Annotated in this window: 15 protein-coding genes; 6 read left to right on the top strand and 9 right to left on the bottom strand. The window is 67.4% G+C overall.

Translation table 11 applies throughout. The features are described from left to right. Nucleotide 1 precedes the first annotated feature (1 nt). The 7 genes from AC1VV3_RS13540 to AC1VV3_RS13510 all read right to left on the bottom strand — a co-directional run bounded on the left by AC1VV3_RS13540 (nt 2) and on the right by AC1VV3_RS13510 (nt 9,210). Complete coding sequence (locus AC1VV3_RS13540) at nt 2–493, bottom strand: DUF4269 domain-containing protein (RefSeq protein WP_465128290.1); 492 nt, start codon at nt 491–493, stop codon at nt 2–4. 38 nt (nt 494–531) lie between these two features. Further along, nucleotides 532–1,548, bottom strand: coding sequence for an adenosine deaminase (locus AC1VV3_RS13535; protein ID WP_134095128.1), 1,017 nt, complete (start codon nt 1,546–1,548; stop codon nt 532–534). Then, nucleotides 1,545–2,831 (bottom strand): guanine deaminase, encoded by a 1,287-nt coding sequence (gene guaD / locus AC1VV3_RS13530; protein WP_431568671.1) that lies wholly within the window; start codon nt 2,829–2,831, stop codon nt 1,545–1,547. Before guaD ends, AC1VV3_RS13535 begins: the two co-directional genes overlap by 4 nt. 70 nt (nt 2,832–2,901) lie before the next feature. Continuing rightward, nucleotides 2,902–4,266, bottom strand: coding sequence for an NCS2 family permease (locus AC1VV3_RS13525; protein WP_431568670.1), 1,365 nt, complete (start codon nt 4,264–4,266; stop codon nt 2,902–2,904). Between the two features lie 157 nt (nt 4,267–4,423). Further along, a complete protein-coding gene (locus tag AC1VV3_RS13520; RefSeq protein WP_431568669.1) occupies nt 4,424–5,707 on the bottom strand; it encodes a spinster family MFS transporter in 1,284 nt (427 codons plus the stop codon). Nucleotides 5,708–5,836: 129 nt separating this feature from the next. After that, entirely contained in the window at nt 5,837–6,718 is an 882-nt protein-coding gene (locus tag AC1VV3_RS13515) for an alpha/beta fold hydrolase (RefSeq protein WP_132261713.1), read from the bottom strand. An 89-nt stretch (nt 6,719–6,807) separates the two neighbouring features. Further along, complete coding sequence (locus AC1VV3_RS13510; protein WP_243841117.1) at nt 6,808–9,210, bottom strand: TonB-dependent receptor; 2,403 nt, start codon at nt 9,208–9,210, stop codon at nt 6,808–6,810. Nucleotides 9,211–9,322: 112 nt separating this feature from the next. Between AC1VV3_RS13510 and AC1VV3_RS13505 the strand changes: the two genes are divergently transcribed. The 5 genes from AC1VV3_RS13505 to AC1VV3_RS13485 all read left to right on the top strand — a co-directional run bounded on the left by AC1VV3_RS13505 (nt 9,323) and on the right by AC1VV3_RS13485 (nt 13,000). Further along, nucleotides 9,323–10,030 carry a TetR/AcrR family transcriptional regulator gene (locus AC1VV3_RS13505; RefSeq protein WP_431568668.1) on the top strand — a complete coding sequence of 236 codons (708 nt, stop codon included), beginning with the start codon at nt 9,323–9,325 and terminating at the stop codon, nt 10,028–10,030. Between the two features lie 189 nt (nt 10,031–10,219). After that, nucleotides 10,220–10,867, top strand: a complete 648-nt coding sequence (locus tag AC1VV3_RS13500) for a L,D-transpeptidase family protein (RefSeq protein ID WP_482961917.1) — start codon at nt 10,220–10,222, stop codon at nt 10,865–10,867. A gap of 66 nt (nt 10,868–10,933) precedes the next feature. Beyond that, nucleotides 10,934–11,368: a group II truncated hemoglobin gene (locus AC1VV3_RS13495; protein ID WP_134095134.1), complete on the top strand. Its 435-nt coding sequence runs from the start codon at nt 10,934–10,936 to the stop codon at nt 11,366–11,368. 89 nt (nt 11,369–11,457) lie between these two features. Continuing rightward, complete coding sequence (gene ligK / locus AC1VV3_RS13490; protein WP_086491799.1) at nt 11,458–12,132, top strand: 4-carboxy-4-hydroxy-2-oxoadipate aldolase/oxaloacetate decarboxylase; 675 nt, start codon at nt 11,458–11,460, stop codon at nt 12,130–12,132. Next, entirely contained in the window at nt 12,125–13,000 is an 876-nt protein-coding gene (locus tag AC1VV3_RS13485; RefSeq protein WP_431568666.1) for an amidohydrolase family protein, read from the top strand. The genes ligK and AC1VV3_RS13485 overlap by 8 nt, the downstream gene beginning before the upstream one ends. Before the next feature lie 280 nt (nt 13,001–13,280). On the opposite strand, the gene fghA is transcribed toward AC1VV3_RS13485, so the two are convergent. Next, nucleotides 13,281–14,123: an S-formylglutathione hydrolase gene (gene fghA / locus AC1VV3_RS13480; RefSeq protein WP_431568665.1), complete on the bottom strand. Its 843-nt coding sequence runs from the start codon at nt 14,121–14,123 to the stop codon at nt 13,281–13,283. Then, complete coding sequence (locus tag AC1VV3_RS13475; protein ID WP_431568664.1) at nt 14,123–15,235, bottom strand: S-(hydroxymethyl)glutathione dehydrogenase/class III alcohol dehydrogenase; 1,113 nt, start codon at nt 15,233–15,235, stop codon at nt 14,123–14,125. The genes fghA and AC1VV3_RS13475 overlap by 1 nt, the downstream gene beginning before the upstream one ends. 98 nt (nt 15,236–15,333) lie before the next feature. On the opposite strand from AC1VV3_RS13475, the gene AC1VV3_RS13470 reads away from it, so the two are divergent. Beyond that, on the top strand, nt 15,334–16,218 hold the full coding sequence (locus tag AC1VV3_RS13470; RefSeq protein ID WP_431568663.1) for a LysR substrate-binding domain-containing protein: 885 nt from the start codon (nt 15,334–15,336) through the stop codon (nt 16,216–16,218). Nucleotides 16,219–16,224: the final 6 nt, after the last annotated feature.

The following is a 16,224-nucleotide window of genomic DNA, read 5'->3' as shown; positions in this document are numbered from 1 at the left end:
GTCATGCCCCGGGGCTTCCTCCTGGCTTCATGACCTCCAGCAATCCGGCGTCGTCCATCTCCGCCAGGTCCAGCATGGCGCGGTAGGGATCGCCCTCCAGCCCGAGCACTTGCGCAAAGGCCGGCTCGGTCTTCGCGCCTGCCCTCCGCGCCGCCAGGACCGCGTCCCGGAACGCCGTGCCGCCAAGGCCGAGCAGCCGCTGCTCCACCGTGAAGTGGCGCCAGCCGTGCTGCCCGGCGACCGGCCGCGCCTGGCCGAATATCTCGAATGCCAGCCCTTCCACCGAGAACGTGGCCACCACCGGGCGGTCCGCCTTGCGCCACTGCCACATGGCGAAATGTTCGAAACGTCCGCACTCCGCCCACAGGGCCGCGGCGAACAGGTCGGGATCGGGGGCATGGCAGAGCACGTCGATGTCGCTGCCGGGAACCGCCAGGCCAAGCGGGAACGTCCCGGCGACATGCGGATCGAACCGGGCGAGCCCCGGGAGAATACCGCTCGCCGCCAGGGCCGCCTGCCAGTCCGGCCCCCTCAGCGATGCGCCTCCAGATAGGCTTCCAGCCGGTCGAGATTGGCCGCGACGGCCTCCGCCGGCAGGAACGAGCCGGTGAAGCTGTTGCGCGCCAGGGTCCCCAGCGCTGCCTTGCCCAGCCCGCGGGCCGCCGCGACGGCGCGGTAATTGTCAGCCACGTAGCCGCCGAAGTAAGCCGGATCGTCGGAATTGATCGTGGCCTTGAGGCCGTGAGCGAGCATCGCGTCGATGGGGTGATCGGCCAGGTCGTCCACCACGCAGAGCTTGTGGTTGGAGAGCGGGCAGACGGTCAGCGTCATTTCCTCACGAACCAGGCGCGCGATCAGCGCGGGGTCTTCCAGCGCGCGGTTGCCGTGATCGATGCGGTGGACGCCCAGCAGGTCGAGCGCCTGATGGACATATGCGGGCGGGCCTTCCTCGCCGGCATGGGCGGTGATCCTGAGGCCCTTTTCGCGCGCGGCGGCGAAGACCCGCGCGAATTTCTCGGGCGGGTGGCCGACTTCGGAAGAATCCAGCCCCACGGCCTCGATCCGGTCGAGCCAGGGTTCCGCCTCGGCCAGAGTGGCGAAGGCGGCCTCCTCGGAGAGATGGCGCAGGAACGAGAGGATCAGGCTGCTGGTCATGCCATGCTCGGCATGGGCGGCCTCCATGGCGGAGAGCAGGCCCTCGATCACTTCGGCGAAAGGCACGCCGCGGTCGGTGTGGGTCTGGGGATCGAACATCAGTTCGGCGTGGACCACCCCGTCCGCCGCCGCACGGGCGAAGTAGGCGGCGGCGAGGTCGTGAAAGTCCTGCCGCGTCAGCAGTACGTTGGCACCCGCGTAGTAGATGTCGAGGAAGTCCTGCAGGTTCGAGAAGTCGTAGGCGGCACGCACTTCTTCCACCGTGGCGAAGGGGATCGACACGCCGTTGCGCTCGGCCAAGGCGAACATGAGTTCGGGCTCCAGGCTGCCTTCGATGTGGAGGTGAAGCTCGGCCTTGGGCAGGCCGGCGATGAAGCTGTCGAGATCGGTCATGTCTTGTCCCTGTTCCAGGCGCAGCGGCCCAGCAGATAAGTGCGCGCCACGGCGCGGTCGTCGCCCAGCACCTGCAACGCGAAGAGCCGCTCTGCAAGTCCGGCGTCGCGGGTGCGGCGCGCGAGCAGCGGCGTCGCGCAGGGGTCCAGCACCACGAAATCGGCTTCCTGTCCCACGTCCAGCCGTCCCACGCGGTCGCCGATGTGGAGCAGCGCCGCGCTTCCCCCGGTCGCCAGCCAGAGGGCGCGGAACGGGTCGAGCGCCGTGCCTTTCATTTGTGCCGCCTGATAGGCGATGCCCTGGGTGTGGAGCAGCGAGAACGTCGTGCCCGCCCCCACGTCCGTGCCGAGGCCCAGACGCAGGCCGTGCCGGTCTGCCTGCCCGAAATCGAAGCAGCCGGAACCGAGGAACAGGTTCGAACTGGGGCAGACCGCGATCCCCGCCCCACTTTCGTGGAGCCGGTGGCAGGCCCTCTCCGACAAGTGGACCCCATGCGCGAAGACCGCGCGGTCCGAGACGAGGCCGAAGCGGTCGTAGGCGTCGAGGTAGTCCGCCGCTTCGGGAAAGCGCGCCGCCACTTCCGCGCATTCGCGCAAGTTCTCGGCCAGGTGGGTGTGAAGCAGCACCTCGGGATGCTGGGCCAGGAGCGCACCGGCATCGGCAAGCTGCGTGTCGGAGCAGGCCAGCGCGAAGCGCGGCGTGACGGCGTAGCCCAGCCGCCCCCGGCCGCGCCAGCGGCGGATCAGCGCCTCGGTTCCGGCCCGGCCCGACGCGGGCGTGTCGCGCAGCCCTTCGGGGCCGAGGTCCATCAGCACTTTTCCGGAGACGATCCGCATGTCCCGCGCCAGCGCCGCCTCGAACAGGGCATCGACCGACTGTTCGTGGACCGTGGGATAGACCAGCGCGCTGGTCGTGCCGTTCCTCAGCAGTTCGTCGAGGAAGAAGGCCGCCACGACATCGGCGTGAGCCTTGTCGGCAAAGGCCTTTTCGGCCGGGAAGATGTGGCGTTCCAGCCAGTCGAGCAATTGGTCGCCATGCGCGGCGATGCGGTCGGTCTGGGGGTAGTGGACATGCGCGTCGACGAACCCCGGCACGACGAGGCCGGGCAGCGTCTCCACCGGCACTTGCCCGTAGCGTCCGGCCAGTTCGGCATAGGCCCCGCGCGCGGCGACCACCCCGTCCTCGACCACCAGCAGCCCGTCGGGCTCGTGACGGATCGCGGCGGGATCGTCCTGGGGGTCATGGGAAACGGAGAGGATTTCGGCGCGAAAGGCTTGGATCATCCGCCTTGTCCTAGCGGGCGAACGGCACGAAGGCGAGCGCCGACGCGCCGCTTCCCGCGCGGCGCCCCGTTCACCCGCCCGCCAGCCAGGCGAAGCGGGCGACGAAAAGCAGCGCCAGAACCAGCAGGAACCAGTCCTTCCGCTGGATTGTGCCGCGCACCAGCTTGAGCAAGGCATGGGCGGTGATGCCGAACGCCAGGCCGTTGGCGATGGAGAAAGTGAACGGGATCATCGCCACGGTCAGGAAGGCCGGGATCGCCGCCAGCGGGTCTTCCCATTCCACTTCGGTCAGCGGCAGCAACATGAGCCCGCCAACGATGATCAGCGCCGGTGCAGTCGCCGCCAGCGGAATGACCTGGGCATAAGGCGCCACGAACAGGGTGGCGAGGAACAGCAGGCCGGTCACCACCGCGGTCAGGCCGGTGCGCCCGCCCGCCTGCACGCCTGCCGCGCTTTCGACATAGCTGGTCACCGTGCTTGTCCCGGCCATCGAACCGACGATGGTGGCCGCGGCGTCGGTCACGAGAATACGGTTGAGCCGCGGGATCCGCCCCTGCCCGTCCATCAGCCCGGCCCGCTTGGTCACGGCCACGAGGGTGCCGATATTGTCGAACAGGTCGACGAAGAGAAAGACGAAGAGGATTTCGAACAGGCCCAGCCCATGGCTGCCCGAAAGCCCGAAGACGCCGGCGAGGTCCAGCTTGAAGGCCGTGCCGGTCAGGGCGTCCAGCGAATAGGGCTCGGGATGGACTGAAACCATGCCGCAGAGCCAGCCGAGCGCGGTCGTGGCGAGAATGCCGATCAGCATGGCGCCGCGCACGTTCCACACGGACAGCGCGCCGATCAGCACCAGTCCGAACAGGGCCAGCATGGCGCCGGGCTCCCTCAGGTTTCCGAGCGCGACGAAAGTCGCCGGATCGGCAACCACGATGCCGGCGCTTTTCAGCCCCACGAAGCCGATGAACAGGCCGATCCCCCCGGCCACCGCCGCGAAGAGATAGTGCGGGATCGCGGCGATGATGAGCTGCCGCACGCCCGTGACGGTCAGTGCCAGGAAGGCCACGCCCGACAGGAACACGCAGCCCAGCGCCACAGGCCAGGGCACGCCCATCTGCTGCACCACGGTGAAGCTGAAATAGGCATTGAGCCCCATGCCGGGCGCCAGCGCCAGCGGCGTATTGGCCACCAGCCCCATGAGGATGGACGCAAAAGCCGCCGCAAAACAGGTCGCTGCCGCCACCGAGGCCACCGGCATGCCCGCCGCGCCCAGGATCGCAGGGTTCACCAGCACGATATAGGCCATCGTCAGGAAGGTCGTCATGCCCGCCAGGACTTCGGTGCGGGCGGTGGTTCCCCGTTCCTTCAGCGCAAACCAGCGTTCCAGCGCGCCATCCGGCGGAGTGCCCGGTTCGAATTGCGTTTCGGTGCGCGTCACGTTCTCGTCCCCAACAGTTCGCGCGGCCGCGCGCGGCTGCGACGGCATTCGGCCGGTGGAGTCCTATCGGCAATTGCCGGAGGCGGCGCAACGGGCTTCGACGGTCATGCCCATCCGCTGGCCGACTATTCCCGGCCGGGACCGCCGGGATGGAGGATCAGCGCTCGTTCACCCATTCGCGCCGCAGGGCGGGTCCGGCCAGGCTCATCAGCAGGGCCGCGAGCACGTAGAGGCCCAGGCCCAGGAGCATGGAATAGCGCAGCGATTCCGCGCCATAGACCGGCGCCAGCGCCTTGGACAGCGCGCCGAGTGCGTAGATTCCGCCGCCCAGGCCGATGAGGTTGTTGATCAGCAGGAACAGGGCCGAAGCGGTCGCGCGGGCGGGCGGCTCGACGAGGTGCTGGACCGCGCTCGTCACCGGGCCGAGCCAGACATAGGCCAGCGCCTGCGGCAGCAGGAACAGCACGAAGGCGAGCGGCACGCTGGAGGTCCAGATCCCGCCCGCGAACAGCGGCACGGCCACGACATAGGCCATCGCCGGAACCCGCCCGTACCAGGCGCGGTCGGCGCGGCCGAGCCGGTCCGCAAGGAGGCCGCCGGCAAGCACCCCCACGGTCCCGCCGATCAGCAGGACCGCGCCGATGAACCAGGAGGTTTGGACGAGGTCCAGCCCGAAACTGCGCTGGAGCAGGCTGGGCAGCCAGAAGGCCAGGCCATAGCCCAGCATCGAGCTGGAAGCCGCGCCGAAGCTCAGCAGCCAGAAGGCACGCTTGCGGGCAAGCAGCGCGGCCACTTCCCCGAAGCGCACGGACGGTGCCATGCCCGGCGCGGGGCGGGGCTGGTCCCGAACCACGAACTTGAACAGCGGCGCGATCAGCAGGCCGGCAAGGCCCACCGCCACGAAAGCCGCGCGCCAGTCCACCCGCGCCGCGACATAGCCTCCGGCCAGCACGCCGGCCGCCGAACCGAGCGGGATGCCCAGCGAATAGACCGAAAGCGCGAAAGCCCGCCGCTCGCTGGGGAAGTGATCGCCGATCACCGCATAGGACGGCGCCACGCCGCCCGCCTCTCCCACACCGACGCCGAGCCGGGCGAGGAAGATATGCCAGAAGCCGGTGGCCGCGCCGCACAGCGCGGTGAACAGGCTCCACACCACCATGGAACCGGTAATGACCCAGGACCGGCTGGTCCGGTCGGCCAGCCAGGCCAGCGGGACTCCCAGCGTCGAATAGAGCATGGCGAAGGCGAGGCCGCCCAGCATGCCCATCTGCGCATCGTCGAGGCCCAGGTCCTTCTGGATCGGCGCGGCCAGGATCGCCAGGATCTGGCGGTCCACGAAGTTGAAGATATAGACCAGCAGCAGCATCGCCAGCACCAGCCGGGGCGAGGCCGACCTGCGGGCAGTTCCGGTGGATTGCCGGTGGGAGAGGTCATCGTGCATCGTCAGTCTCTTTCCTCATCCCGGACGGGATCCGGGACCACCATCGGTGAACAGCCCGCTCTCCGGCAGGATGCCCTGTTGCCCCGTCGCGCGGAAGACCCGGGCCTGAAGACGTCAGGGCCTGCCGGATCAAGCCCGCGACGACGGGACATGCTCGCGCAGGAAGGCGGAAATTGCAGCCAGGGCCGGCAGTTCGTCCAGCATCGGCGCATGGCCCACGCGCGGTACCTCGACCGCCGCGAACGGCCCCGCATGGCGCTGCGCCATGTCCCGCACGGTCTGGGCGGAAAGGAGATCGGAGAGCGCCCCGCGCACGACCAGCACGGGCGCCCCTTCCAGCAGGTCCCACAAGGGCCAGAGATCGGCGGGAACCGTCTGCGGATCGTCACCGTCGATGCTCTTCGCGATCGCGGGATCGTAGGCGAAGGACACGGTGCCGTCCGGGTTCTCGCGGCAGGTCCGATGGGCGAAGGCCAGCCAGTCCGGGCCGCCGAAATCCGGGAACGCCACGCCGTTGACCGCGCGGCATCGCGCCGCCGCCGCCTTCCACGATGTCATCGTGCCGCCCGGCCCGACATAGCCCTGGATGCGCGCCAGCCCGGCCGGGTCCAGCACGGGGCCGATGTCGTTGAACACGAAGCCGCTGGCGAGGTCCGGCCGCAGGGCGTTCATCACCATGGCCATCAGCCCGCCCATCGACGTGCCGATCAGGCAGGCCCGCGCGATGCCGAGCCCGTCCAGCAGCGCGAGCATGTCCTGCGCGTAGACGTCGGGCCGGTACTGCGCGGGATCCGGGTCCCATTCGGAAAGCCCCCTGCCCCGCTGGTCCGGCACGATCAGCCGGTAACGCCCGGCGAGGTGCGCGGCGAGCGGCTCGAAATCCGCGCTGTTGCGGGTGAGGCCGTGCATCAGCAGCAGGTCCGGCGCGCCGACCTCGTGCGCAGGGTAGTCCCGCGCGGCCAGTTCGAGCCTCCCGCAGGCGCTGCGGTAGCGGTGGAGGCGGTATTCCATGGCGGGCCTTGTCCTTTCGCCCCATGCCGGGCCGAACGATGGCAGGATGACGGGCCTCATCTTCCCCGGACGAGGCCCGCCCGGCGTGATCAGAATTCCAGCGTCCCGGTAACGAAGACCTGGCGCGGATTGCCGTAGAATGCCGTCAGCGTACCCTCCCTGCCGAGGGTCGGGATCAACCCGCCCGCGGGATTGCGCAGGATCGCGCCCGTCACCGGGTCGGCCCCGATGAAGGTATAGCCCGAAGTCTTGTATTCCTTGTCGAGAATGTTCTTGCCGTGGACGCCCAGGCTCCAGCGGCCGCCGGGCGCGGTATAGACCAGGCTGGCGTCGAGCAGCGTATAGCCCTTCTGGTCGATATAGGGGTTCGGGATCTCGAACTGATAGGTCTTGCTGCGGTAGGACAGCGTGGTGTTGAACGATACGTCGCCTTCGCCCACCGGCGCGTTGTAGGCCAGGGTCGCGCTGCTGGTCCACTTGGGCGTGTTCTGGACCTTGCGGAACTCCGCCACATCGACCGGCCCCTGGCCCGCGATCTGGGTGATGTATTCCTTGTAGCGAGCATTGATGTAGCCCACCGAACCGGACAGGTTCACACGGTCTCCCGAAGTCGCCAGGTTCTGCGCGAGCCGGGCGTTGGCCTCGAACTCCACGCCGTCGATCTTCGCCTTGCCGGCATTGGTGATGACGCCGCAGAAGGTCGGAATGCCGTTGACCGTGCAACCCGAGGAGCCGGGGATCTGCACGTCCTTGTAGTCCATGTGGAAGGCCGCCAGCGCCAGGTAGAGGCCGCCGCCGAACAGGTTGCCCTTGTAGCCGACCTCATAGCTGTCCACCGATTCCGGCTTGAAGCTGAGGTAGTCGGCCACTTCGCTGTCTTCGCGAATGCCGTCGCCATTGGTGTCCGGCGCGTTCACGCCGACGCCGCGCGGATCGAAGCCGCCGCCCTTGAAGCCCTGCGAAAAGCTGGCGTAGAGGTTGTGGTCCGGTGTCGGCTTGAAGCTGAGCGAGGCGCGCGGGGTGAACTTCTTGAACACCGCCTTGCCCGAGAAGTCGGTGCCGGGCGCTCCGAAAGCCACGCCAAGCCCGCCAAACACCGGAGAGCCGCCGCCGAGGTAGTTCTGCCGCAGGATCTGCGCCTTGCGCTCGTCCCAGGTATAGCGGCCGCCGACCGCGAGGCTGAGCTGGTCGGTGAAGTCGAACGTGAAATCGCCGAAGATGGCCCAGGTGCTGGTGTCGACGTCGGCCTGGGTATAGGCGGTCAGCCCGTTGACGGTGGTGAACAGGCGCACGTCGAAGGCCGTGTCCGCCTTGGCCCCCAGGTAATAGGCGCCGATCATGCCCTGCAGCCAGCTGCCGTTGTCGTAGAGCAGCTGGAATTCCTGGCTGACCTGCTCGTTGTTGTAGAAGGCCGGCACGTCGACATCGATGGCGGGCAAGGCGTCGAAGTCGATCGGCGAGGCGCTCTTGTCCTTGCGCCAGGCGCTGATCGAGCGGAACGTCAGGGCATCGGTCAGTTCGGCGCTGGCGTTGATGGCCAGGCCGTAAGCCTTCACGTCCTGCCTGGGATCGACCAGCCCGCCCTGGCTGTCGAACACGTCGTCCAGCACCGGCGTACCCGAGACCATGCCCGGGATCAGGCGATGGCCGCCGCGCGAGTTGGACTTGTCACGCGAATAATCGCCGGAGATGCGGATCAGCACGGGCTGGCCCTTGCCGCCGATCTCGACCGTGCCGCGCCCGGCCCAGATGTCCTTGTTGTAGTTCTCCTCGCCCGTGGTCAGGTTCTTGCCGAAGCCGCCGCGCGAAAGGCGTGCCACCGATCCGCCGACGCGGACGAGGTCCGTGATCGGGGTGGAAACGGTCAACACGCCGTCGGCCTGGTCGTAAGTGCCGTAAGTGCCGCGCAGCTTGAGCGAGAAATGATCGGGCAGTTCGCGGGTGACGTACTTCACCGCGCCGCCGATGGTGTTGCGCCCGTAAAGGGTGCCCTGCGGGCCGCGCAGCACTTCGATGCGCTCGACGTCGTAGATGTCGAGCACGGCGGCCTGCGGGCGGTTGAGGTAGACGTCGTCGAGATAGATGCCCACGCCCTGCTCGAAGCCGGACACCGGATCCTGCTGGCCGATGCCGCGGATGAAGGCGGACAGGGTGGAGTTGGTCCCGCGCGAGACTTCCAGCGTCACGTTCGGGGTGGTCTGCGCGATGTCGGTGATGTCGAGCGCGCCGGACTTGGCCAGTTGGTCTCCGCTGAAGCTGGTCACGGCGATCGGCACGTCCACCAGGCGTTCCTCGCGGCGGCGGGCGGTGACGACGATCTCTCCGGTGCCGAGGTCCTGTGCGGCGGCTGGAGCGGCAGGCTGGCCAGCGGCCCGGTCGGGGCTGGCGTCCTGGGCAAGGGCCGGTTCGGCCAGGCCGAACGCAGCCGCCCCGATCGCGGCCGCAAGCGCCAGATAGCTCGAACCCATGCCGCCGTTACGCGCCTTGTGCATCGCTGAAACTCCCAATGAACCTTTATCTTGTCCGCCCTCCATATTGAAACATGAACCGTCTTTCAACATTGAAGATTTGCCACGGGCTCGATGAGGGTCTAACTGTGCTTTCGTGACCACAGATAGCGCCAAGCCATCGCCCTCGGCCCACCGGGACAGCGCACCCGAGCCGGCCATTTCGGCCAAGGTCCCGCGCACGGAGCGCGGGCGGCGCACCTTGCGGAAACTGCTGGACGCGGCCGCCATCGAATTCGGGGAGCGCGGCTTTCACGAAGCCTCGATCACCGGCATCACCACCCGCGCCGGCACCGCGCTGGGCAGCTTCTACACCTACTTCGATTCCAAGGACGAGATCTTCCGTGCTCTGGTAGACGATCTCTCCGGCAAGGTACGCCATGCCGCCCGAGAGGCGCTGGAAGAGCCCCTGCCCGCGCTCGACGCCGAAAAGGCCGCGCTCACCGCGTTCCTGCGCTTCGCCCGCGAGCACAAGGAAATCTACCGCATCATCGACGAGAGCGAATTCGTCGATCCAGCCAGCTTCCGCATCCACTACGAATCCACCGCCCGCCGCATCCGTGAGCGCCTGACCGAGGGCGCCCGCAAAGGCGAACTGCGCGAGGGGCTGGGCGAGGCCCATGCCTGGGCGATCATGGGCATGAACGTGTTCCTCGGGCTGCGTTATGCCGTCTGGTCGAACGACGGCACGCCGGAGGAACTGGCGGATCTTGCCAATTCGATCCTGCGCGAAGGGATCATGGCGCAGGACGGGGCGGTACAGAATGAGGCCAGTCAGGATGAAGGCGGTCAGGACGAAGACTGACGCTTCCCGCGTTATTCTGTTTGGGCGCCCTCGATGCCGACCCGGCCCCTTCGGCATCCGGCCGGTCGTTAACTTCCGTCCCTCGTCAGTCCCCTTGCGGGACAGCGCCCGCAGCGGACTGGCAATCGCGGCGGCTTTCCGCAATGTTGAAATGGTGAAAGCTGCCGAACCGACAGGACAAATCCTCCCGTGAATGCCCGCCTCCTACTCGCCTCCGGCGTGCTTGCGATTGCCGTGATCGTCGGCGTCTTCGCGCTGTCGTCCTCGAAGCCGGCCGCCCCGGTTGCACGCATCGCCGCCGTCAGCCCGGCCAGGACGCCTGCGCCTGCCGCCAAGCCCTCCGCCCAACCCTCCGCGCCGCCCAAAGACGAGCCTTTCGTCATCAAGCGCATCCTGCCGATCGAGGGCGCCATCAAATATGGCGACTGGCACTGGGACGAAGCGGAAGTTCCCTCCGGTCCGATCGTCGTGACCGTGGACCTCGACGCGCGGGTGCTTTCGGTATTTCGGGGCGGCTACGAGATCGGCACGACCGCCGTCCTGCTCGGCACCGAGGACACGCCGACCCCGCTCGGCGTCTTCCCGATCACCGAGAAGGACAAGGACCACGTCTCCAACATCTACACCGGCGCGCCGATGCCCTACATGCAGCGGCTGACCAATGACGGCATCACGCTTCACGGGTCCAAGGTCGAACTGGGCTACGCCAGCCACGGCTGCGTGGGCATGCCGGTGGACTTCGCGGCCAAGCTCTTCGCCACCACGAAGGTCGGCGACAAGGTCTATATCACGCGCGGCAAGCAGGTGGGCCTGGGCGACGATCTGGCAGGAGCCTGAACGCCGTCGCCCGTTTCTCCATGACCCTTGCGCACCTTCCCGCAATGCCCGAATGACGCCGCGACCATGACCGAGACCAGCCTCTACGACCGCATCGGCGGCGCGCCGACCATCGACGCTCTTGTCGACAGCTTCTACGCCCGCATGGACGCGCTGGCCGAAGCGCGCACGATCCGCGCGATGCACCCGCAGGACCTCGCGCCGCTGGGGCAGGTGCTCAAGGACTACCTCTCCGAATGGCTCGGCGGCCCGGCGCTGTTCTCCCCGGTGCGCGGCCATCCGCGCATGCGCCAGCGCCATATGCGCGTGGCGATCGACTCCGCCGCGCGCGACGCCTGGCTGCTCTGCATGCGCGGCGCCCTGGCCGAGACCGTGGCCGACGACGCGGCCCGCGCCGCCATCGACGATGCCATGGCCCGCCTGGCCGACTGGATGCGCAACGTGCCCGATAAGGAAGGGCCCGATCAGGACCCCGCCGAAACCACGATTAGCCAGAACTAATATCCTCTCAGGCCAATCCCCTTCGCCTTTCCTGCGGCTGGGGTCCTAGAATGACGGCCTGAAATTTTGATAATGCAGGAGAGCACGTGATGAGTGGTATCGTCGTCCAGAACATCGAGCGGGCCGATCCCGCGGTGATCGACGGCCTCGCCAAGTGCGGCGTCGCAACCGTCCACGAAGCCCAGGGCCGCACCGGCCTTCTCGCCAGCTACATGACCCCGATCTACCGCGGTGCGCGCATCGCCGGCTCGGCCGTGACCATCAGCGCGCCTCCGGGCGACAACTGGATGGTCCATGTCGCCATCGAACAGCTCAAGGAAGGCGACGTGCTGCTGCTCGCGCCGACCAGCCCTTGCGAGGACGGCTACTTCGGCGATCTCCTGGCCACCAGCGCCATCGCGCGCGGCTGCCGCGGTCTCATCATCGACGCAGGCGTGCGTGACGTGCGCGACCTGACCGAGATGGAATTCCCCGTCTGGTCCAAGGCGATCTACGCCCAGGGCACCGTCAAGAACACGCTCGGCTCGGTCAACGTGCCGGTCGTCTGCGCCAATGCCGCCGTGAATCCCGGCGACGTGATCGTGGCCGACGATGACGGCGTGGTCGTGGTGCCGCGTGAAAAGGCCGCCGAAGTGCTCGCCGCCGCACAGGCCCGCGAAGCCAACGAAGGCGAAAAGCGCGAGAAGCTCGCCGCCGGCGTCCTCGGCCTCGACATGTACAAGATGCGCGAGCGCCTGGAGAAGGAAGGCCTCAAGTATGTCTGAGCGGATCACCTCGTGGCATGCGGCCCCGAGCAAGCCGCTCTACACCCCGCCCGCAGGCGCCGTTGACGCGCATTGCCACGTCTTCGGCCCGATGGCTGAGTTCCCGTTCAGCGCCAAGGCCAAGTACCTCCCCGAGGACGCCGGGCCGGACAAGCTCTTCGCTTTGCGCGATCACCTGGGCTTCGCCCGCAACGTGATCGTGCAGGCGAGCTGCCACGGCACCGACAATGCCGCGACGCTCGACGCCATCGCGAAGTCCAACGGCAAAGCGCGCGGCGTGGCCGTGGTCGATCCCGCGATCTCGGATGCGGACCTTGCGGCGCTGCATGAAGGCGGCGTTCGCGGCATCCGCTTCAACTTCCTCAAGCGCCTCGTCGACGATGCGCCGAAGGACAAGTTCCTCGAAGTCGCCGGTCGCCTGCCCGAGGGCTGGCACGTCGTGATCTACTTCGAGGCCGACATCCTCGACGAAATGCGCGCCTTCATCGACGCGATCCCGGTGCCGGTCGTCATCGACCACATGGGCCGCCCCGACGTGACTCAGGGCCCCGACGGCGTGGACATGAAGGCGTTCCGCGCCCTGCTCGACAGCCGCGAGGACATCTGGTTCAAGGCCACCTGCCCCGACCGTCTCGATCCCACGAACGACCCGTGGGACAAGTTCGCCGAAGCGGTCGCGCCGCTGGTGGCGGACTATCCCGACCGCGTGATCTGGGGCACCGACTGGCCGCACCCGAACATGCAGGACAACATCCCGGACGACGGCCACCTCGTCGACATGATCCCCCGCATCGCCCCCACGGCAGAGCTTCAGCAGAAGCTGCTCGTGACCAATCCGATGCGGTTGTACTGGCCGGAAGAGGTTTAAGGCCAGATCACAAGGTTCGTCATTGCGAGCGTAGCGAAGCAATCCAGGAGCGGTCTTGCGCCGCTCTGGATTGCTTCGTCGGCTTCGCCTCCTCGCAATGACGAAATAATGGTGGGCGCTCGACAGCGGAAATGTACCGGCGCACGCCGCATTCGCGGTCAGCGCGCCATTTGCGTCGGAAGACATTAAAGGCTCCACCGCAAGGAGCGCACACCAGATAGGCGGCGCGCGGCGTAGACATTCCGAGGGTCCGGGGGATCATCCCCCGGGTCTCCTCTTGTTACTTCAGCCTTTCCGCATGCCAGCCAATATGCTCGGCCATGAACGACGAGATGAAGTAGTACGAATGGTCGTACCCCTCCTGCATCCGGATCGTCGCAGGCTGGCCAACCTCGGCGCAGACCTCTTCCAGCAGATAAGTCTTGAGCTGCCCTTCCAGGAAGCCATCCGCCGTACCCTGATCCACCAGCAGGTCGGGCAGGCGAGCACCGTCCTCGATCAGCGCGCAGGCGTCGTATTCCCGCCAGGCCGCCCGGTCCGTACCGATATAGCCCGTCAGCGCCTTCTCGCCCCAGGGGCAGGAGAGCGGCGAGACGATCGGCGCAAAAGCGCTGACCGAGCGGAAGCGTGAGGGATCACGCAAGGCGATCGTCAGCGCGCCATGGCCGCCCATGGAGTGGCCGGTGATGCCCTGCCGCGCCATGTCGGCGGGGAAGTGCTCGGCGATCACGGCGGGGAGTTCGATCTCCAGATAGGAGCGCATGCGGAAGTTTGCCTTCCACGGTGCCTGCGTCGCATCGACGTAGAAGCCCGCGCCCTTGCCGAAGTCGTAGCCTTCGTCGTCCGGCACCTCATCGCCGCGCGGGCTGGTATCCGGCGCGACGAGGATCACGCCGTGCTCGGCGCAGGCGCGGCGGAATTCGCCCTTTTCGGTGACGTTGGCGTGGGTGCAGGTGAGGCCCGAGAGGAACCACAGCACCGGCAGCTTCGCGCCCGGAGCGTGCCCAGAAGCGACGTCCGGCACGAAGACCGAGAAGGTCATCGCCGTGCCCGTCTCGGCGGAGGCGTGGGTGTAGACACCCTGCACGCCCCCGAAGGCCTTGGCGGTCGAAACCGTCTCCATCAGAAGACGACGACCGAGCGGATCGACTTGCCTTCGTGCATCAGGTCGAAGGCGGTGTTGATCTCTTCCAGGCCCATGACGTGGGTAATCATGGGGTCGATCTCGATCTTGCCGGTCATGTACATGTCGACGATCTTCGGCACGTCGGTGCGGCCCTTGGCCCCGCCGAACGCGGTGCCGCGCCAGTTGCGGCCGGTCACGAGCTGGAACGGGCGCGTCTCGATGGTCTTGCCCGCTTCGGCCACGCCGATGATGATCGAGGTGCCCCAGCCGCGGTGGCAGGCTTCCAGCGCGGTGCGCATCACTTCGGTATTGCCGGTGGCGTCGAAGGTGTAGTCCGCGCCGCCATCGGTCATCAGCACGATCTTGGCGACCACGTCCTCGCGGCTCATGCCCTTGGTGTTGAGGAAGTCGGTCATGCCGAAACGGCGGCCCCATTCCTCGCGGTCGGGGTTGATGTCGACGCCGATGATCTTGTTCGCACCGGCAAGCCGCGCGCCCTGGATCACGTTGAGGCCGATGCCGCCGAGGCCGAAGATCACCACGTTGTCACCCACCTGCACTTTGGCGGTGTTGATGACGGCGCCGACGCCGGTGGTGACGCCGCAACCGATGTAGCAGGACGACTGGAACGGCGCGTCTTCACGGATCTTGGCGACGGCGATTTCCGGCAGCACGGTGAAGTTCGAGAAGGTCGAGCAGCCCATGTAGTGGTAGATCGGCTGGCCCTTGTAGGAAAAGCGCGTGGTGCCGTCCGGCATCAGGCCCTTGCCCTGGGTCGCGCGGATCGCAGTGCAGAGGTTGGTCTTGCCCGAAAGGCACGACTTACACTGGCGGCATTCCGGGGTGTAGAGGGGGATCACATGATCGCCCGGCACCACCGAAGTCACGCCCGCGCCCACTTCGCGCACGATGCCCGCACCTTCGTGGCCGAGCACGCTGGGGAAGATCCCCTCACTGTCGAAACCGTCCAGCGTATAGGCATCGGTGTGGCAGATGCCGGTCGCCATGATCTCGACCAGGACTTCGCCCGTCTTGGGGCCTTCCAGATCCAGTTCGACGATTTCGAGCGGCTTCTTGGCCTCGAAGGCGACGGCGGCGCGGGTCTTCATGGGGTATGCTCCTAAATCTCTGAAGGCCTTTGTAGGACCGCGCCTTGCTGTGATAAAGCGGCCAGTCTGAAAAGGATTATAACCATACGGGGACAGTGATGCTCGGCCAGTGGGACGGGATCGAAGAGTTCGTGATCGTGGCGCGGCTCGGCAGCTTCACCCAGGCGGCCGAGGCTTATGGCGCGTCAGTCACGCATATGAGCCGCGCGCTGGCGCGGCTGGAGGCACGCTTGCAGGTGCAACTCCTGCACCGCACCACGCGCTCGCTGCGGCTGACGGAAACGGGGCAGATCTTCCTCGAAACCTGCCGCCGCCTGATCGAGGAGCGCGACGAGGCCGTCGCCGCCATCACCGCGCAAGGCGAGCCGCGCGGGCACCTGCGGGTGACGTGTTCCTATGCACTGGGCGAGAAGTTCGTGGCGCCGCTGGTGCGCGAATTGTCGCAGGCCTATCCGGCGATTTCGGTGACGCTGGACCTCGACAACGGCCTCGTCGACCTGATCGCCGATGGCTACGACCTGGCGATCCGCACGGGGCACCTCGAAGACTCCCGGCTGGTGGCGACACGGGTGGCATCGCGCGCGCTGGTCACCCTCGCCTCCCCTGCCTACCTCGACGCGCACGGGCGCCCTGCTGATATCGCGGAGCTTTCCCGCCACGAATGCCTCGTGGGCTCGGCGGTGCAGTGGCATTTCCGGGGCGGCAAGACCTTTCGGCCGCAAGGGCGCTGGCGCTGCAACAGCGGCAATGCCCTGCTGGAAGCGGCGCTGGCCGGCATGGGCTTGTGCCAGTTGCCGGCGTTCTACCTGGGAGATCACGTCACGACGGGGCGGCTGGAGCCCGTGCTTGCCGCGCTGGCTCCGGAAGAAGAGCCGATCTGGGCGGTCTATCCCCAGCGGCGCCACCTTTCGCCCAAAGTCAGCGCGCTGGTGGCACACTTGCGCGCGGAGCTTCCGACCAGGCTGGCCAGGGCGAGCGCCTGATCGTCG

It is taken from the genome of Novosphingobium sp. BL-S-34, assembly GCF_056857015.1.
Note: the sequence above shows the minus strand (reverse complement) of the source record. Positions and strands in the feature narration are given on the sequence as shown.